Consider the following 18676-nt stretch of genomic DNA (forward strand, 5'->3'; position numbering starts at 1 on the left):
TGGAATCCGGTCAAGAAAGACCGGCCAGCCGGAGCAGGAGCGACTTCACATCGGTGGCCGCGACGCGGCCGCTCACAGCGCGGGGGGTGGAGCACAGAATGAGCGGACTTTCGTCCTCGCTCGTGGGGAGGCGGCCATGGCTGCCGCGAATAGGTGACGGGTCGAGGGGTACGACCGCGAGCCGGTAGCGCATCCCGAGCTTCTTGCGGGCGATCGCCTTCGCCGCCTTGACCCGTACGTAGGGGTCGAGCGGGTCCATGAAGAGTTCGGCGGGGTCGTAGCCGGGTTTCCGGTGGATCTCGACGAGCTGGGCGAAGTCGGGCGCGTGCGCGTCGTCGAGCCAGTAGTAGTACGTGAACCACGCGTCGGGCTCGGCGAGGGCGACGAGCTCGCCCGAGCGGGGGTGGTCGAGGCCGTGCTCCTTCTTGCCCTCGTCGTCCAGGAGCCGTTCGACACCGGGGAGCCCGGCGAGGGTCTCGCGGACGGTGTCGAGGTCCTCGGGGCGGCGGACGTAGACGTGGGCGAGCTGGTGGTCGGCGACCGCGAAGGCACGTGAGGTCATCGGGTCCAGGTACTCCATGCCGTCCTGGGTGTGGACCTCCAGGAGGCCGGCGTGGCGCAGGGCGCGGTTGATGTCGACGGGCCGGTTCACCCGGGTGATGCCGTACTCGGAGAGGACGACGACCGTGCGGCCCTCGGCTCGTGCGTCGTCGAGGAGGGGGGCGAGCGCGGTGTCCAGCTCGGCCGCCGCGCGGAAGGCGCGGGGGTCGTCGGGGCCGTACCGCTGGAGGTCGTAGTCCAGGTGCGGGACGTAGCTGAGGGCGAGGTCGGGGTGGTGGGTGCGCAGGATGTGGCGGGTGGCGTCGATGATCCACCGGCTGGAGACCAGGTCGGCGCCGGGCCCCCAAAAGTGGAAGAGGGGGAAGGTGCCGAGTTTCTCGGTGAGTTCGTCGTGGAGGGCCGGGGGCCGGGTGTAGCAGTCGGGTTCCTTGCGGCCGTCCGCGTAGTAGACGGGGCGGGGGGTGACGGTGATGTCGGTGTCGGCGCCCATGGCGTACCACCAGCAGATGTTGGCGACGGTGTAGCCGGGGTGAGCGCGGCGGGCGGCGTCCCAGAGCCGGTCGCCGGAGACCAGTCCGTTGTGCTGGCGCCAGAGGAGGACGTCGCCGAGCTCACGGAAGTACCAGCCGTTGGCGACGATGCCGTGCTCGGAGGGGAGGGTGCCGGTGAGGAAGGTGGTCTGGGCGGTGCAGGTGACGGCCGGCAGGACGGTGGAGAGCGGGGCCTGGGAGCCCGCCTCGCCGAGGGCGCGCAGCCGGGGCATGTGCTCCAGGAGGCGCGGGGTGAGACCGACGACGTCGAGGACGAGGAGGGGGGTGGGCCGGGTGTCGCTCCGGGGGCCGGTCATGGGAGCTCCTTGAGGCCGAGATCGGTCAGCAGGTCGCGGGCCAGGGTGAGTTCGGCGGCGATGCCGTCGGCGAGGCGGGCGCGGTTGCGGGGGCGCAGCTCGGCCGGGAGCGCCTGCCAGGTGTAGGTCTCGACCTCCAGGTGGTGCGTGAGCGGGCGCGGGCCGCCGAGGAGGAGGGCGAGCGTGGAGCGGAGGACCGGGAGGGTGGAGGTGAGCGGTGGCTCGGGCGGGGCGTGCAGGGGCACGTGGAAGTGGGCGCGCCAGGGGGCGCCGTCGGGGAGCGCCCCGCCGGCGACGGCTTCGGGCAGGTCGTCGGTGCCGCGCAGGCCGGCGGCGGTGCGGGTGCGGGTCTGGTGGAGGAAGCGGGGTTCGGCGAAGGCGGCGAGCGCGGCACGGACCTCCGGGAGGTGGGGGTGCTCGGCGTGCAGGGCCGCGGAGAGCTGGGCCTTGACGACGGGGACGCCGGCGGAGCCGAGGGCTTCCAGGGCGGTGGGCGGATCTTCGAAGGAGGTGGCGAGATGACAGGTGTCGAGGCAGACGCCGACGCGGGGTGTCGACAGGGTGGTGAGTGGGGCGATGGCGTCGGCGGTGGTCTCGACGGTGCAGCCGGGTTCCGGTTCGAGTCCGATCCGGATGCTCTTCCCGGTGAGCTCCTCCAGCGCGTCGAGACGCTCGGCGAGGGTCGCGAGGGCGGCGAGGGCGGTGTCCTGGGCGCGGGAGTCGAAGGAGGTGCGCCAGGCGAGCGGCAGGGTGGAGACGGAGCCCTCGGCGACGTCGTCGGGGAGCAGCGCGGCGAGGAGCCGGGCCAGGTCGGAGGTGTGGGCGAGGCGTTCGGGGCGGGTCCAGTCGGGTTGGTAGACGCGGTACTTGACCTCCGCGGCGCCGAACCCCTCGTAAGGGAAGCCGTTGAGGGTGACGACCTCCAGGCCGCGCCGGTCGATCTCGGCGCGCAGCGCGCGCAGCGCGGCCGGGTCGTTGATCAGCGCCTGGGCGGCGTCCCGCGCGAGCCAGAGGCCGATGCCGAGGCGGTCCCGGCCGAGGCGTCGGCGGACCGGTTCGCAGTGGTCGCGGAGTTGGGCGAGGACGCCGTCGAGGGTCTCGGCCGGGTGGACGTTGGTGCAGTAGGCGAGGTGGACGGTGGAGCCGTCGGGGTGGCGGAAGCGCATCGGGCGGCCCGCCTCATTCCCCGCCGCGCAGGACGGAGTTGCCCTGGTGGGTGGGGGCGTCGGACGAAGGGGGATCGAGCCGGAGGCGGCCGCTGAGGCCGTAGAAGGCGACGGGGTTGCGCCACAGCACCCGGTCGACGTCGTCGGCGGAGAAGCCGGCGGCGAGCATGGCGTCGCCGACCTTGCGGGTCTTCAGCGGATCACTGTTGCCCCAGTCGGCGGCCGAGTTCACCAGGACGCGGTCGAGACCGTGGTCCTTGAGCACGGCGACCATGCGGTCCTCGTCCATCTTGGTGTCGGGATAGACGGAGAAGCCCAGCCAGGCGCCGCTGTCGACGGCTTCCTTGACGGTGGTCTCGTTGAGGTGGTCGAGCAGGACCCGTTCGGGGGCGAGGGCGGACTCCCGGACCACGTCGATCGTCCTGCGCAGGCCGGCGAGCTTGTCGCGGTGCGGGGTGTGGACGAGGGCGGGCAGGCCGTGGTCGGCGGCGAGCTGGAGTTGGGCGGCGAGGGCGGTGTCCTCGGCGGGGGTCATGGAGTCGTAGCCGATCTCCCCGACGGCGACGACGTTGTCCTTGACCAGATAGCGGGGCAGGAGGTCGAGGACGGGGGTGCAGCGGGGGTCGTTGGCCTCCTTGGGGTTGAGGGCGAGGGTGCAGTGGTGGGCGATGCCGTACTGGGCGGCCCGGAAGGGTTCCCAGCCGAGGAGGGAGTCGAAGTAGTCGACGAAGGAGGCGGGTGAGGTGCGGGGCTGACCGAGCCAGAACGCGGGCTCGACCAGGGCGCGGACTCCGGCGTCGTACATGGCGCGGTAGTCGTCCGTGGTGCGCGAGGACATGTGGATGTGGGGGTCGAAGATGCGCATCAGGACTCCTCGGTGGGGGCCGTGGGGGTGGTGAGGGCGAGGGCGCGGTGGAGGTCGGCGGGGACGGGGCGGTCGGCGGCGGTGCGTTCGGCGGCGTAGTCGCTGAGCATCCGGGCGAGTTCGGTGTCGCCGCGGGCGCGGTCGTGGAGGCCGGCGACGGTGTCCAGGGGGACGCCGGTGAAGAGGCACTTGAGGACGGCGTGGCGCCAGGCGTGGGGGGCCAGGTGGGAGGCGGCGTAGGGGCCGAGGGCGGCGGTCAGCAGGTCGGTGTCGTGGGTGCGCAGGGCGTCCTCGACGAGGGGCAGGGCTTCGGGGCCCGTGACGAGGGTGGGGAGGGCGAGGAGCACGGCGCGGCGCTCGGGGGCGGAGCCGTGGTGGTAGAGCCGGCTGAGGACGTCCGTGTCGGCGCGGGCCGCCCGGAGCAGGGCGACTCGGACGGAGTCGGCGTGCTCGGGGCCGCAGTGCCGGCCGGCGGAGGCGAAGCGCAGCTCCCAGAGGGCGGTGCGGGCGGTGGCGGAGGTGAGGGCCTCGTCGAACCAGGCCCGGGCGGTGGGGGTCAGCATGTCGGCTCCCTCGGTGGGGTGGAGTGGCCGCGCAGGAACGCGAGGGAGGAGCGGGCGAGTTCCGGGCCGGCGTGGGAGTGGCGGGGCAGTTCGACGACCGTCAGGCCGGGGTAGCCGGCGGCGGTGAGTTCGGCGAGGGCGGCGAGGACGGGGGGGAAGTCGATCTCGCCGTCGCCGAACGGGAGGTGCTCGTGGACCCCGCGGCGCATGTCCTCGATCTGGACGTGGTGCAGCCAGGGTGCGGCCGCGCGGACGCAGTCGGCGGGGGACGCGGCCTCCAGGCACTGGCAGTGGCCGATGTCGAGGGTGAGGCCGACGTGGCGGGGGTCCGGATCGCCGAGGAGGGAACGGAGGGTGTGGAAGTCGTCGAGGGTGGCGAGGAGGTGGCCTGGTTCCGGCTCGACGGCGAGGGGGACGCGGGCGGCGGCCGCGACGTCGAGGACGGGGGCGAGCGATTCCGCGAGGCGCTTCCAGGCGGTCTCGTCGTCCGTCCCCTCCGGGGTGATGCCGCTGAAGCAGTGCACGGCGTGGGCGCCGAGGTCGGCGGCGACCCGGAGGGCGCGGAGCAGGAGCCGGACGCGGGCGGCGCGGGCCTCGGGGTCCGGGTCGAGCAGGGACGGGCCGTGCTTGCGGCGGGGGTCGAGGACGTAGCGGGCGCCGGTCTCGACGGTCACCCCGAGGCCCAGGGCGTCCAGGCGGCGGGCCACCTGGGCGGTGCGGGCCGGGAGGTCGGGGGCGAGGGGGTCGAGGTGCATGTGGTCGAGGGTGAGACCGACACCGTCGTATCCGAGGTCGGCGAGGACACCGAGGGCGTCGTCCAGCCGGAGGTCGGTGAGGCCGTTGGTGCCGTAACCGAAGCGGACGGCGGACGGCGGGGCCGGAAAGGCGCTGGCGCTCATGGCGCTGGGGCCCACGGCACGGGGGCTCACGGCACGGGGGCTCATGGCTTTGGCGCTCACGGCGCTGGTGCTCACGGCACCGGGACCCACGGCACCGGGGCCGGGGCCGGGGCCGGCACCGGGGCCGGGACCGGGGCCGGGACCGGCGCCCGCGGCACCGGAGTTCACGGCATGGGGGCTCATGTCGGACTCACCTTCCGGGCGAGAGCGCGGGCGAGGGGGGCGAGACCGAGCACCAGGAGCGCGGTGCCGGGCGCGCCGGACCGGGCGGCGAGGCCGGCCTGGAGCGGGATCAGGGCACGGATGCCGGCGCCGACGGAGCGCTGGGTGAGGGGCGGTGACGGGTTGAGGGCCGCGTGGAGGAACGGGGCGGCCGGGGTGCGCGCGTAGGAGGCGGCGAGGGCGGCCGTGACGAAGGTGCCCGCCGCCGTCGCGCCGGGTGGAGGCCGTCGGGCGGTCACTGCCGCCAGGGTCAGCGTGGTGGCGAGTGCGAGGAGCGGAGTGCGTGTCGAGCCGCCCTGGGTCTCGTGGCGGGAGACCGAGGTGACCGCGTAGGTGTGGGCGCCGACGGTCGCGGCCGCCTGCCACGCGGCCGCCGGCGGACGGGCCCGGCGGGGTCCCGGGGAGGAGGGGGCCGTGGACGTGGTGACGCTGCCCAGGAGGAGGTTCAGGGCGCGGGCCGTGGCCATGGTGGCGGACGCCGCCGGGGTGTGCTTGAGGTACAGGTCGTAGGACCAGACGGTCGCCGCGAGTGCGGTGGCGGTCGCCAGGGCGGGGCGGCCGGCCCGGGCGGCCAGCGTGAGGCCCACGGCGGTGAGGGCGGCGGAGGCGGCGAGGGCGGCGGGCGGGGTGACACGGCCGGACGGGAGGGGGCGGTGCGGGCGGTCGACGGCGTCCTCGGCGCGGTCGGCCCAGTCGTTGAGCGCCATGCCCGCCTCGTAGAGGCAGACGGAGGTGCCGATGGCGAGCACGGTGGAGCGGTTGGGGCGCAGCCCGGCGGCCGCCGCGCCCGCCAGGGCGTCGCCCGGCACCGTCGCCAGCGCCGAGACGCGCAGGAGCTCCGCCCAGGCCGTGACCCGACCTCGCGCCGCGCGCCCCGGAGCCTCGCCCGGCACCGTCGCCAGCGCCGAGACGCGCAGGAGCTCCGCCCAGGCCGAGACCCGACCTCGGGCCGCGTTCATCGGGACTCGCCGAGGCGGGCCGCGAAGGTCACGAGCCGTGCGTACTGGTCCGCGAGGGCCGGCGGGACCGCCTCGCCCTCCGGGTCCTTGAAGTAGAAGCCGAGGTCCTCCAGCGGGCCCGAGAGGCCCGTCTCGTGGGCGCGGGCCGTGAGGCGGGCCAGGTCCAGGACGAGGGGCGCCGCCAGGGCCGAGTCGCACCCCTGCCAGGTGGTCTGGAGGACCATCCGGGAGCCGAGGAAGCCCTCGAAGGCGATGTGGTCCCAGGCCGTCTTCCACTCCCCCAGCGCCGGGACGTCGTCGATGTGGACCTCGCCCTCCGGGGCGTGGCCGAAGACGTCCGCGAGGACCCGTTCCTTGCCCGCGTTCTTGGCGGCCGCGGCGGCAGGGTCGGCGAGCGCGGCGCCGTCGCCGCCGCCCAGCAGGTTGGTGCCCGACCAGGCCCGTACGGCCAGGGCGCGCTGGAGGAACATCGGGGCGAGGACGGAGCGCAGGAGGGTCTGGCCTGTCTTCCCGTCGCGGCCCGCGTGGGGCAGGCCGCTCGCCGCGGCGGTCTCGGCGAGTGCGGGGTGGCGCAGTCCGGTCGAGGGCGTGAAGTTGACGTACGGGCAGCCCGCGCGCAGGGCGGCGGCCGCGTAGAGGGAGCTGGGCGGGAGCTCGGCGCCCCCCGACGCCGGCTCCGTGGAAGAGACATTGACCATGACGACCCGGTCCAGTTCCAGCCGGACGCGGAAGTCCGTCAGGTCGGCGGCGAAGGAGGCGATCAGTTCCTCCTCCGTACGGTTGTCGCCCGGCAGTGGTCCGCCGGGGCGGATCTCCGCGTCGGCGGCCAGCAGTTCGGCGGCGACGGCGGCGGCGAGGCCGTGCGGGAGGACACCGGCGACGGTGAGTTCCTCGGCCCGTTTGGGCAGCGGACAGGTCGCCGTGTCGTGTCCGCCGAAGACGAGGGAGGCGAGCGGCGGAAGGCCCGCCCCGGCGAAGGGGCCGGTCTCCGTCACCATGCCGCTCGGCGGGTGCAGCCCCGCCGTGGTGGCGGCGCAGCCGGCCACCGCCGTGGTCGCCACGGAGCCGCGCGCTCCGACGAGCCAGACTCCCGTACGTGCTCCCGTACGTGTTCCTGTGGTCACGACCCTGCCTCCCTGGACTGTGGTGGAGACGGCGGGCGGGGGGTACGGCGCCTCCCCGCCCGCCGTCGGCTGGGCAGGGGGCTCTACGAGGCGAGCTCCCTGAGCTTGATGTCACGGAACGACACCTGGTCGTCGACTCCGTGGTTCTGGATGCCGATGTGGCCGTCCTTGAGGCTGCGGGCCGGGTCGGTGTTGGTGAAGTCGTTGATCTTCACCCCGTTGAGGAACACCTGGAGCCGTTCGCCCTGGACGCGGATCTCGTAGCTGTTCCACTGGCCCGGGGGCCGCAGCACGGCGTCGCGGGCCGTGAGGTTGGCGGACTTGAAGCCGTAGACGGCTCCGGTGGTCCGGTCGGCGGCGTCCGTCGCGTCGATCTGGATCTCATACCCCTTGTTCACGGCGGACCAGGGGTCGTCGGAGGCGGGGAAGCCGACGAAGATGCCGGAGTTGTCGTCTCCGGACGCCTTCCAGTCGAGCGTGAGGGAGTAGGAGGAGAACTCCTTGGCCTGGTACCAGAGCATCCCCATGCCGCCCACCGAGCGCAGTTCGCCGTCGACGACGTCGAAGCTGCCGGGTCCGGCCTGCTTCCAGCCCTCGCGGGTCTCCCCGTTGAAGAGCTCGCGGTAGCCGGTCCGCGGCCGGCAGTCCGCGTCGGCCTGGCCGGTGGCGTAGGTCAGGCCGCCGAGGAGGTGTTGACGGAAGGCCGGTTCGGCGTACGACTCCTTGGTGTGGCCGCCGCCGGTGTAGAAGGAGCGCCCGCCGCCGTAGGACTTGCACCAGGCGATCGGGTGGTCGCCCTTCATGGTGCCGCCCTCGTAGCTGGTCTCGTCGAGGGTGGCGAGGATCCGGGCCTGACCGCGCGGGTTGGTGCGGTAGTTGTACCACTCGTCGGTGCGCTGCCAGGGGCCGTCGAGGTGCTGGGTGGCCGGGTGGGCGTGGTCCTCGACCCGTACGGTCGCGGATTGGATGTGCGGGTGCGAGGCGAAGTGGGCGCCGACGAGGCCGCCGTAGAACTCCCAGTCGTACTCGGTGTCGGCGGCGGCGTGGACGCCCATGTAACCGCCGCCCGTGGAGACGTAGTTCTCGAAGGCGGCCTGCTGCGCGGCGTCGAGGACGTCACCGGTCGTGGAGAGGAAGACGACGGCGTCGTAGCGGGCGAGGTTGTTGGTGGTGAACTGGCGGGGTTCCTCGGTCGCGTCGACGGTGATGCCGCTGCCGGCGCCGAGTTCCTTCAGCGCGGTGACACCGGCGCCGATCGAGTCGTGCCGGAATCCGGCGGTACGGGAGAAGACGAGGACGCGCTTGGCGTCGCGGTCGACCGGTGCGTTGGAGATCGTGAAGTCGTCCACGTCGTAGAGCGCGCCCGCGCCGCCCTTGAAGACGAGGAAGAGTTCGGTGGTCTTGCGGGGCAGGTTCCGCAGGGGCACGTCGACGTCCTGGAAGGTCTCCCAGCCGCCGGTGACGGGGACGGGCGCGGAGCCGTGCAGGGTGCCGGTGGGCGAGCCGGTGCGGACTTCGAGGAAGCCGCCGACGCCACCGGAGGAGACGCGGGCGGTGAGCTTGGTGGCGCCGCTCAGGTGGTAGGGCTTGAGGGAGATCCAGTCGCCGTCGTGGATGTCGCCGACGGTCCGGCCGCCGTTCGCCTCGGCCTTGTCGAAGACCTGGACACCCTGCTGGGCGTCGAAGTGCTCGGCCTGGCGGTGGCGGGGCTGGAGCTTGGCCTGGTCGTGGGTGGTGAGGGCGGCCTGGCCGCCGCCTCCGCCGTCGGTGTACTCGGCGTCGAAGACGGCGAAGATGTTCGCGTCGTCGTCGTGGCCGCCGTCCGAGGAGGTCTTGATGGTGCCGGTGCAGCCGTTGGCCGAGGTGACCGGGTGGCCGTGGCTGTCGTGGCCGAGGACGTAGGTGACCTTGACCTTGGCGCAGTCGATCGCGCCGTCCTCGGGGTCGGTGACGGTCACCTTGAAGGGGACCTCGTCACCGAAGGCGAAGAGGGCGCCCTCCGCGGGGAGTTCGAGGGTCACCTTGGGCGCGGTGTTGCCGACGACGACGTGTACGGAGGCGGATCCGGTACGGCCGGTGGTGTCCTTCGCGGTCACGGTCGCCGTGTAGGTGCCGTTCTTCTTGTACGTGTACGTGGGGTTGGCGGCCGTCGACGTACCGCCGTCGCCGAAGTCCCAGCTGTAGGTGAGGGCGTCGCCGTCGCCGTCGGTGGTGCCGGCGGAGGAGAAGGCGACCTTGAGGGGGGCCGTGCCGGAGGTCTTGTTCGCGCTCGCCTCGGCGACCGGGGAGCGTCCGCCGGTGGCGTTCTCGATGCGGTAGAGCCCGGAGTTGTGGTCGCCGCCGAACCAGGCGGTGCCGTAGTCGAGGACGTACAGCGCGCCGTCGGGTCCGAAGGCCATGTCCATCACCTGGGTGCCGGTCCACGGCACGGGGTTGATGGACTGGACGGTGCCGTCGGCGCCCTGCTCGATCCGCTTGATCCAGCGCCGGCCGAACTCTCCGGCGAAGAAGTCGCCGTCGTACGCCTCGGGGAACTTGACCGGGGAGGTGGAGGCCGGGTCGTAGCGGTAGACGGGTCCGCCCATGGGGGACTCGGAGCCGGTGCCGAACTCCGGTACGGAGCCGCCGTCGTAGGGCATCCAGGCCGGTTCGGCCGGCGGCAGGTCGACGAGTCCGGTGTTGTACGGCGACTCGTTCTTCGGCGCGGCGCAGTCGAAGGCGGCGCCGGAGACCTTGGTCGCGAAGTCGTAGTCGACGTAGGCGTCGTTCTTGCCGGTGCAGAACGGCCAGCCGAAGTTGCCGGGCTTGGTGATCCGGGCGAACTCGACCTGGCCGGCCGGGCCGCGCTTCGGGTCGGCGGCGCCCGCGTCGGGTCCGTAGTCGCCGACGTACAGCACGCCGGTCGCCTTGTCGACGCTGAAGCGGAAGGGGTTGCGGAAGCCCATCGCGTAGATCTCGGGGCGGGTCTTCGCGGTGCCTGCGGCGAAGAGGTTGCCGTCCGGGACGGTGTACGAGCCGTCCTCGGCGACCTTGATGCGCAGGATCTTGCCGCGCAGGTCGTTGGTGTTGCCGGAGGTCCGCCGGGCGTCGAACGCGGGGTTGCGGCCCGGGCGTTCGTCCATGGGGGTGAAGCCGTCGGAGGCGAAGGGGTTGGAGTCGTCGCCGGTCGAGAGGTAGAGGTTGCCCTGCGCGTCGAAGTCGATGTCGCCGCCGACGTGGCAGCAGATCCCCCGGGTCGCGGGGATGTCGATGACCTTCTTCTCGCTGGCGTTGTCGAGCGTGCCGTCGGCCTTCAGCGTGAAGCGGGAGAGCCGGTTGACGCCGTCGTACTTCGCGAAGTCGGCGGCGGTGCCGTTCTCGGGCGCGTCCCCGGAGGGGGTGTCGAGCGGCGGGGCGTAGTAGAGGTAGACGGCCCTGTTCCGGGCGAAGTCCGGGTCGAGCCCGATGCCCTGGAGACCTTCCTCGTCGTGGGAGTAGACGGGGACGGTGCCGATGACCTTCGTGTTGCCCGCCGCGTCGGTGCGGCGGAGTTCGCCGCCGCGTGAGGTGTGCAGGACGCTGCGGTCGGGGAGCACGACCAGCGACATCGGTTCGCCGACCTCCTCACCGCCCTTGGCGAGGGTGACCTGCTGGAAGTCCTCGGCGGCCGCGGCGGCGGGCGCGCCTTCCGGCTCGGCCGCGAGGGCCTGTTGGCCGCCGAGGGCGAGAAGGCCTGCGGCGAGGAGGGCGAGTGGCTTTCGGGCTCGGGGGCGTTTCCTGCTGTGCACGGATGTCCTCCGGAATAGGGCCGGGTGTGCGGGTGTCCGGGGACCGGCGCGCGCCGTCACGCTGGTCTCGATCTGCGAGTTACGTCATGAACACATCAGGGACCGTAGCGGGGTTCGTCCGGGCCGGAAAGCCCTTGCGCACAGTCCCCGTCGACCTTTTCACCGCGACAGGACAAAGCCGGTCGCGGGCAGCGCGGAGCGGCCCGGACGACGTCGCCGCCACCCGGGCGTCCACCTGTGCCCTCGGCTGGGGACACGACCTAGTCGCGACCGCCGAAGGCCGCGTCGAAGGAGGCCGACGGCGGGTCGAAGTCGAACCGCTTGAGATGGGCAAGCGCTTCCGGCGCGCCGGTGAGACGGTCCATCCCGGCGTCCTCCCACTCCACCGAGACCGGGCCTCCGTAACCGATCGAGCGGAGCATCCGGAAGACGTCCTCCCACGGCACGTCGCCGTGCCCGGCCGAGACGAAGTCCCAGCCGCGCCGGGGATCGCCCCACGGCAGGTGCGAGCCGAGGCGCCCGTTGCGCCCGTCGAGGCGCTTGCGGGCCTCCTTGCAGTCCACGTGGTAGATCCGGTCGCGGAAGTCCCAGAGGAAGCCGACCGGGTCCAGGTCCTGCCAGACGAAGTGGCTCGGATCGAAGTTGAGCCCGAAGGCCGGCCGGTGGTCCACCGCTTCGAGCGCCCGCTGCGTGGTCCAGTAGTCGTACGCGATCTCGCTCGGATGGACCTCGTGGGCGAAGCGGACGCCCTCGGCGTCGAAGACGTCCAGGATCGGGTTCCAGCGCTCGGCGAAGTCCTCGTAGCCGCGCTCGATCATGTGCTCGGGGACCGGCGGGAACATCGCCACCAGGTGCCAGATCGACGAGCCGGTGAAGCCGATGACGGTGTCGACGCCGAGCGCGGCGGCGGCCCTGGCGGTGTCGGCGAGCTCGCGCGCCGCCCGCTGCCGTACGCCCTCGGGCTCGCCGTCGCCCCAGATCCGGCCCGGGACGATGGCCTGGTGGCGTTCGTCGATGGGATGGTCGCAGACGGCCTGGCCCACCAGGTGGTTGGAGACCGCCCAGCACGTCAGGCCGTACTTCTCCAGGAGGGCGCGGCGGCCGTCGACGTACGACGGGTCGGCCAGCGCCTTGTCGACCTCGAAGTGGTCGCCCCAGCAAGCGAGTTCGAGGCCGTCGTAGCCGAAGTCGCGGGCGAGCCGGCAGACCTCCTCCAGCGGCAGGTCGGCCCACTGGCCGGTGAAGAGGGTGAAGGGACGGGACACGGTCACAGGCCTCCTAGAGCGGTACGGGGGTGTAGACGGAGTTCTTCTCGGCGCTCTCCTCCACGGCGGCCAGGACCCGCTGCACCTGGAGCCCGTCGGCGAAGGACGGGGCCGGAGCGGTCCCGGACGCGACGGCGAGGACCAGGTCGCGGGCCTGGTGGACGAAGGTGTGCTCGTAGCCGAGCCCGTGACCGGGCGGCCACCAGCCCTCCAGGTACGGATGGTCCGGCTCGGTCACCAGGATCCGCCGGAATCCCGCGGAGGCGGCCGGCTCGGTGTGGTCGTGGAAGAAGAGCTCGTTGAGCCGCTCCAGGTCGAAGGCGAGCGATCCCTTCTCGCCGTTGATCTCCAGGCGCAGGGCGTTCTTCCGGCCCGCGGCCATCCGGGTCGCCTCGAAGGAGGCCAGCGCCCCCGACGCGAGCCGCCCGGTGAACACGGCGGCGTCGTCCACCGTCACCGTCCCGTACGCCCCGCCCGGCCCCGAGGCGGTCCCGGAGAGTCCGGCCGACACGCCCGCGAGCAGCGGACGCTCCCGTACGAAGGTCTCGGTGAGCGCCGAGACCCCGACCAGGAGCTCCCCCGCGAGGTATTGGGCCAGGTCGACGGCGTGCGCCCCGAGGTCGCCGAGGGCTCCGGACCCCGCGTGCTCGCGCTCCAGGCGCCAGGTCAGCGGGAAGGCGGGGTCGACCAGCCAGTCCTGGAGGTAGGTGACCCGTACGTGCCGCAGCGCGCCGAGCCTGCCCTCCGCGACGAGCCGCCGGGCGTACGCGAGGGCCGGCACCCGCCGGTAGTTGAAGCCGACCATGGCGACCTGGCCGCGGGCGGCCGCCGCCTCGGCCGCGGCGACCATCGCCTCGGCCTCGGCGACGGAGTTGGCGAGCGGCTTCTCGCACAGGACGTGCTTGCCCGCCTCCAGGGCGGCGACGGCGATCTCCGCATGGCTGTCGCCCGGCGTGCAGACGTCCACGAGCTGGACGTCGTCGCGCGCGACGAGGGCGCGCCAGTCGGTCTCGGCGGCGGCCCAGCCGTGCCGGTCCGCCGCCGCCCGCACCGCCGCCCGGTCACGGCCGGCGACGGCGGCGAGGACGGGCCGCAGCGGCAGGTCGAAGACGCGCCCCGCGGTGCGCCACCCCTGGGAGTGGGCGGCGCCCATGAACGCGTAGCCGACCATTCCGATGCCGAGCGTCGGCGCCATGGTCGTGGCCTGCTCGGCCACGCCGGCCTCGCTCTCCCGCTGTTCCATACGGTTCCTCCTCGTCGGTTGCACGGTGGGGGGTGCCGGATTCGGGCCGGCGGCCCGAGCCCGGTCAGCTGAAGCCGGTGGGCAGGTACTCGTCGACGTTCTCCTTGGTGACGACGGCCGAGTACAGCGTCAGGGAGGCCGGGATCTCCAGCTCGGAGAGGCCGGCGACGCCCTTCTTCTGGCCGAGGGCACGGGCCAGGTCGATCGCGGAGGCGGCCATGGTCGGCGGGTAGAGGACGGTGGCCTTGAGCACGCCGTCGTCGGCCTTGATGGCGTCCATCGCGGACTTCGCGCCGGCGCCGCCGACCATCAGGAAGTCCTTGCGGCCGGCCTGGGCGATGGCCCGCAGCGCGCCGACGCCCTGGTCGTCGTCGTGGTTCCACAGCGCGTCGAACTTCGACTGGGCCTGGAGGAGTTGGGCCATCTTGGCCTGCCCGGACTCGACCGTGAAGTCGGCCGCCTGGCGGGCCACCTTGCGGATGTTGGGGTAGTTCTTGAGGGCGTCGTCGAAGCCCTGGGTGCGCTGCTTGGTCAGCTCCAGGCTGTCGAGTCCCGCGAGTTCGATCACGGTGGCGTTGGGCTTGTCCTTGAGCTGCTCGCCGATGTAGCGGCCGGCGTTGAGGCCCATGCCGTAGTTGTCGCCGCCGATCCAGCAGCGGTAGGCCTGTGGGGAGGCGAAGACGCGGTCCAGGTTGACGACGGGGATGCCGGCCTTCATGGCCTGGAGGCCGACCTGCGTGAGCGCCTTGCCGTCGGCGGGCAGGATGACCAGGACGTCGACCTTCTTGTTGATGAGGGTCTGGATCTGGCCGATCTGGACGGCGGTGTCGTTGGAGCCCTCGGTGATCTCCAGGGTGACGTCGCTGTACTTCTTCGCCTGCTGCTTGGCGTTCTGGTTGATGGCGTTGAGCCAGCCGTGGTCGGCCTGGGGGCCGGCGAAGCCGATGGTGACGGGGGTGCCGGGCTTGTCGTCGGCGGCGGGCGCGCTGCTGGCGACCGGCGCCTGGTTTTTGGGCTCGTTGCTGGTGCAGGCGGTGAGGAAGGCTCCGGCGGAGACGGCCGCGGTGCCGAACAGCAGTCCTCTGCGGCTGGTTTCTGGCATGGCGAGGGATCCCTTCGGGGGGTGAGGGAGATACGGGCGGGGGGCGGACTCGGAAGAGGGGTGGAGGTCAGGTGTCGCCGTTGCGCGCGGTCCGGTGCTGGACCAGCACGGCGGCGACGATGATCGCGCCCTTGGCGATCTGCTGGACGTCGCTCTGCAGGTTGTTGAGCGCGAAGATGTTGGTGATCGTGGTGAAGACGAGGACGCCGAGGACGGAGCCGACGATGGTGCCCCGGCCGCCGCTGAGGAGGGTGCCGCCGATGATCGCGGCGGCGATGGCGTCGAGCTCGTACAGGTTGCCGTTGGTGTTCTGGCCGGAGCCGGACAGGATGATCAGCAGGAAGGCCGCGATGCCGCAGCACAGGCCGGAGAGCAGGTAGAGGTAGAGGCGCTGGCGGCGGACGTCGATGCCGGCGAGCCGGGCGGCCTCCGCGTTGCCTCCGACGGCGACCGTGCGGCGGCCGAAGGTGGTCCGGTTGAGGACCAGCCAGCCGAGGACGGTGACACCGGCGAAGACCAGGACGAGCGGCGGGATGCCCAGGATGTAGGCGTCGGGGATGCCGAGGTCCAGGACGGAGTCGACGGTGACGATCTGCGTCCGGCCGTCGGTGATCTGGAGGGCGAGGCCGCGGGCGGAGGCGAGCATGGCGAGGGTCGCGATGAACGGGACCATCCCGCCGTACGCGACGAGCAGACCGTTCACCAGGCCGCAGCCCAGGCCGACGACGACGGCCGTGAAGAGGATGCCGGTGAACCCGTACTCCTGTGTCGCGAGGGTGGTCGCCCAGACGGAGGCGAGGGCGACGATCGCGCCGACGGAGAGGTCGATGCCGCCGCTGGTGATGACGAAGGTCATGCCGACGGTGACGACGCCGATCACGGAGGCCTGGGTGAGCACGAGTTGGAGGTTGGAGACGGCGAGGAACTCGTCGGGCCGGGTGAAGCCGCCGACCGCGATCAGTACGGCGAGCACCCCCAGCAGGGAGAGGTTGCGGACGTCGGCCCGCAGACCGAGCGGGCGCCGGCCGCCGGCCTGCGCGGACGCCTCGGGGGTCTTGGTCGTGGACAGCGTCATGAGCGGGGGCTCCCTTCCATCACGAGGTCGAGTACGCGGTGTTCGTCGAGCTCGTGGGCGGGCGCCGTGTGGACGACACGGCCCTCCCTGAGCACCAGGACGCGGTCGGCCAGGCCCAGCACCTCGGGCACTTCGCTCGACACGAGGAGGACGGCGAGCCCGTCGTCGGCGAGGCGCCGGATGACGGCGTACAGCTCGGCGCGGGCGCCCACGTCGACGCCCCGGGTCGGCTCGTCCAGGAGCAGCACGCGGCAGCCGCGCAGCAGCCAGCGGGCGAGCACGGCCTTCTGCTGGTTGCCGCCGGAGAGGGTACGGATGGGGGCGTCGGGGTTGTCGGGCCGCAGCGACAGCTCCCGGGTGGCGGTCCGGGCCGCGTCCCGCTCGCCGCTCCGGTCGATCCAGCCGCCGCGCGCGAAGCGGGCGAGCGTGGAGACCGAGACGTTCCGGGTGACGGACTCCTGCATCAGCAGTCCCTGGGCCTTGCGTTCCTCGGGGGCGAGTCCGAGCCCGGCGCGGACGGCTGCCCGGACGCTGCCGGGGCGCAGGGCGCGCCTGTCGACGAGGACCTGGCCCGCGGTGGCCTTCCGGGCGCCGTAGATCGTCTCCAGGATCTCGGAGCGGCCCGAGCCGACGAGCCCGGCGAGGCCGACGATCTCCCCCGGCCGCAGCTCCAGGTCGACGGGGGCGAACTCCCCGTCCCTGGCGAGCCCTTGGACCTGGAGCACGGGTGCGGCGGCCGGGGGTCCCGCGGGGCGCGGCGGGAAGACGTATTCGACGTTCCGGCCGGTCATCAGGGCAACGATGTCACGCGTCGGGGTCGAGGCCGCCGGCAGTCCGCCGGCGACCGCGCGACCGTCCTTGAGGACGGTGACCCGGTCGCCGATCCGGCGGATCTCCTCCAGGCGGTGGGAGATGTAGACGACGGCGACACCGGCGGCGGTGAGGTCGGCGACGATACGGAAGAGATTGTCGACCTCGTCGGGGTCGAGCGCGGCGGACGGTTCGTCCATGACGATGAGCCGGACGTCGTGGGAGAGGGCACGGGCCATCGACACGATCTGCTGCTGGGCGGCGGAGAGGTCGCCGACGCGTCGGGCCGGGTCGATCTCGGGGTGGCCGAGCCTCTTCAGGAGTGCTGCCGTGGAGGCGCGGGCGGCGCGGCCCCGGACGACGAAGCCGGCGGTGGTGGGCTCATGGCCGAGATGGACGTTCTCGGCGACGGAGAGTCCTTCGACGAGGTCGAGCTCCTGGTAGATGGTGGCGATGCCGAGGCGCATGGCGGCGATCGGCGAGCGGAGCTGGACGGGTTCGCCGCGCCAGGCGATCCGGCCGCCGTCGGGCTGGTGGGCACCGGCGAGGACCTTGATGAGCGTGGACTTCCCGGCGCCGTTCTGGCCGAGGAGGCAGTGCACCTCGCCGGGGGCGACCTCGAGGTCGACGCCGTCGAGGGCGCGGACGCCGGGGAAGGACTTGGTGATGGCGGACATAGTGAGTAGGGGTGTGGGCGGTTGTTCTGGGGCCATGGCGAAGATCCCCTCGGCGGTTGCGGGTGTGCGCCTGAGCGGGTGCTGACGGAGGTGGTGCCGGCGGGGCCGGGGTGGCGGGTGGTGAGTGGTGGGCCGGAGTGGTGGACGGCGAGCCGGGGTTGTGGATGGTGCGCCGGGGGTGGTGGGTGGCGAGCCAGGGTGGTGGGCGGCGAGCCGGGGGCGGTGGGTGCGCCGGCGGCCCCCGAGCGAGGTCCGGCCCCCGGGGCTACGGGACGGTCGCCTCTGGCCGGGCTGTTACGCCGGGGAGAAGAGGTGGTCGCTGATGAGACGGGCCGCGCCGGTCACCCCGGCGGTCTGGCCCAACTCGCCCAGCACGATGGGAAGGTTGCCGGTGGCCAGCGGAAGGGACTGGCGGTACACCTGGGTGCGGACACTGGCGAGGAGGTTGTGACCGAGGCCGGTGACCCCGCCGCCGATCACCACCAGACCGGGATTGAAGAAGCTGACGAGCCCGGCGATGACCTGCCCGACCCGGTTGCCGCCCTCGCGGATGAGGGCGAGCGCGGTGGCGTCCCCGGCGGCGGCCGCCGCGGCGACGTCGACCGCCGTGAGCCGGCCGGCCGCCGCGAGGCGTCCGGCGAGCTCGTCCGACCGACCCGCGCGCGCCGCGTCCTCGGCGTCGCGGGCCAGGGCGGCGCCGCTGAAGTGGGCCTCCAGGCAGCCCTTGTTGCCGCACGCGCAGGCGCGGCCGTCCGGTTCCACCTGGATGTGCCCGATGTCGCCGGCGCTGCCCGTCGTACCGCGGTAGACGTCCCCGCCCACGACGATGCCGCAGCCGATGCCCGTACCGATCTTGACGCAGAGGAAGTCGCCGACCGAGCGGGCGACGCCCGCGTGCTGCTCGCCCATGGCCATGAGGTTCACGTCGTTGTCGACCATGACCGGGCAGCCGAGTTCCTGGCTGAGCGCCTCCCGTACGGGGAAGCCGTCCCAGCCGGGCATGATCGGGGGCGCGACCGGGATGCCCTCGGGGAAGCGGACCGGCCCCGGGACGCCGACACCGGCGCCGTCGAATCCTTCGGCGAGACCGGAGGCGCGCAGCTTCGAGGCCATGGCGAGGGCCTGCTCGAAGACGGCGACGGGGCCCTCACGGACGTCCATGGGGTGGTTCAGATGTCCGAGCACCTCCAACTCGGCGTTGGTGACGGCCACGTCGATGGACGTGGCACCGATGTCGACGCCGAGGAAGCGGAGTTCGGGGGCGAGCCGGATGTTGTGCGAACGGCGTCCGCCGCGCGAGGCGGCGAGGCCGTCCGCGACGACGAGGCCGGTGTCGAGGAGCCGGTCCACCTCGACGGCGAGCCTGGAGCGGGACAGGTCGATCTGATCGCCCAACTGCGCACGGGAGTTGGGGCCCCCGTCGCGCAGGAGACGCAGCAGTCGTGCCTGGTGCGCGTTGGCGGGTCGTGCGGTCATGCGTCTCACGCGCCCCTCCCCTAGCCGGTCGGCGAAGCCCTTCGGTCGGCTCTCC

Annotated in this window: 14 protein-coding genes; all 14 read right to left on the reverse strand. The window is 72.9% G+C overall.

Annotated features, from left to right (window positions below):
* Positions 1-10 precede the first annotated feature (10 nt).
* Positions 11-1408, reverse strand: a complete 1398-nt coding sequence (locus tag ACIPPS_RS10045) for an alkaline phosphatase family protein (protein ID WP_401429080.1) — start codon at positions 1406-1408, stop codon at positions 11-13.
* The gene (eboE, locus tag ACIPPS_RS10050; RefSeq protein WP_401429082.1) at positions 1405-2574 is read right to left on the reverse strand and encodes a metabolite traffic protein EboE; all 1170 of its coding nucleotides are present in this window, start codon (positions 2572-2574) and stop codon (positions 1405-1407) included. Before eboE ends, ACIPPS_RS10045 begins: the two co-directional genes overlap by 4 nt.
* A 13-nt stretch (positions 2575-2587) precedes the next feature.
* A complete protein-coding gene (locus tag ACIPPS_RS10055) occupies positions 2588-3439 on the reverse strand; it encodes a TatD family hydrolase (RefSeq protein WP_401429084.1) in 852 nt (283 codons plus the stop codon).
* Positions 3439-4002: an EboA domain-containing protein gene (locus tag ACIPPS_RS10060; RefSeq protein ID WP_401429086.1), complete on the reverse strand. Its 564-nt coding sequence runs from the start codon at positions 4000-4002 to the stop codon at positions 3439-3441. The genes ACIPPS_RS10055 and ACIPPS_RS10060 overlap by 1 nt, the downstream gene beginning before the upstream one ends.
* Entirely contained in the window at positions 3996-4901 is a 906-nt protein-coding gene (locus ACIPPS_RS10065) for a sugar phosphate isomerase/epimerase family protein (protein ID WP_401429088.1), read from the reverse strand. The genes ACIPPS_RS10060 and ACIPPS_RS10065 overlap by 7 nt, the downstream gene beginning before the upstream one ends.
* A 179-nt stretch (positions 4902-5080) precedes the next feature.
* Positions 5081-6082, reverse strand: coding sequence for an SCO3242 family prenyltransferase (locus ACIPPS_RS10070; RefSeq protein WP_401429090.1), 1002 nt, complete (start codon positions 6080-6082; stop codon positions 5081-5083).
* Positions 6079-7206 (reverse strand): inositol-3-phosphate synthase, encoded by a 1128-nt coding sequence (locus ACIPPS_RS10075; RefSeq protein ID WP_401429093.1) that lies wholly within the window; start codon positions 7204-7206, stop codon positions 6079-6081. The genes ACIPPS_RS10070 and ACIPPS_RS10075 overlap by 4 nt, the downstream gene beginning before the upstream one ends.
* Positions 7207-7289: 83 nt before the next feature.
* A complete protein-coding gene (locus ACIPPS_RS10080) occupies positions 7290-10973 on the reverse strand; it encodes a ThuA domain-containing protein (protein WP_401429095.1) in 3684 nt (1227 codons plus the stop codon).
* 260 nt (positions 10974-11233) lie between these two features.
* A complete protein-coding gene (locus ACIPPS_RS10085; RefSeq protein ID WP_401429097.1) occupies positions 11234-12238 on the reverse strand; it encodes a sugar phosphate isomerase/epimerase family protein in 1005 nt (334 codons plus the stop codon).
* 13 nt (positions 12239-12251) lie between these two features.
* Positions 12252-13481 carry a Gfo/Idh/MocA family protein gene (locus tag ACIPPS_RS10090; protein ID WP_401429099.1) on the reverse strand — a complete coding sequence of 410 codons (1230 nt, stop codon included), beginning with the start codon at positions 13479-13481 and terminating at the stop codon, positions 12252-12254.
* A 64-nt stretch (positions 13482-13545) separates the two neighbouring features.
* Entirely contained in the window at positions 13546-14583 is a 1038-nt protein-coding gene (locus ACIPPS_RS10095; protein ID WP_401429102.1) for a substrate-binding domain-containing protein, read from the reverse strand.
* A 67-nt stretch (positions 14584-14650) separates the two neighbouring features.
* Positions 14651-15658, reverse strand: a complete 1008-nt coding sequence (locus ACIPPS_RS10100; RefSeq protein ID WP_401429104.1) for an ABC transporter permease — start codon at positions 15656-15658, stop codon at positions 14651-14653.
* Complete coding sequence (locus tag ACIPPS_RS10105) at positions 15655-17181, reverse strand: sugar ABC transporter ATP-binding protein (protein WP_401429107.1); 1527 nt, start codon at positions 17179-17181, stop codon at positions 15655-15657. The genes ACIPPS_RS10100 and ACIPPS_RS10105 overlap by 4 nt, the downstream gene beginning before the upstream one ends.
* A 258-nt stretch (positions 17182-17439) precedes the next feature.
* Positions 17440-18621, reverse strand: coding sequence for an ROK family protein (locus ACIPPS_RS10110; RefSeq protein ID WP_401429109.1), 1182 nt, complete (start codon positions 18619-18621; stop codon positions 17440-17442).
* Positions 18622-18676: the final 55 nt, after the last annotated feature.

It is taken from the genome of Streptomyces sp. NPDC090127, from assembly GCF_044746945.1.
Taxonomy (GTDB): Bacteria; Actinomycetota; Actinomycetes; order Streptomycetales; family Streptomycetaceae; genus Streptomyces.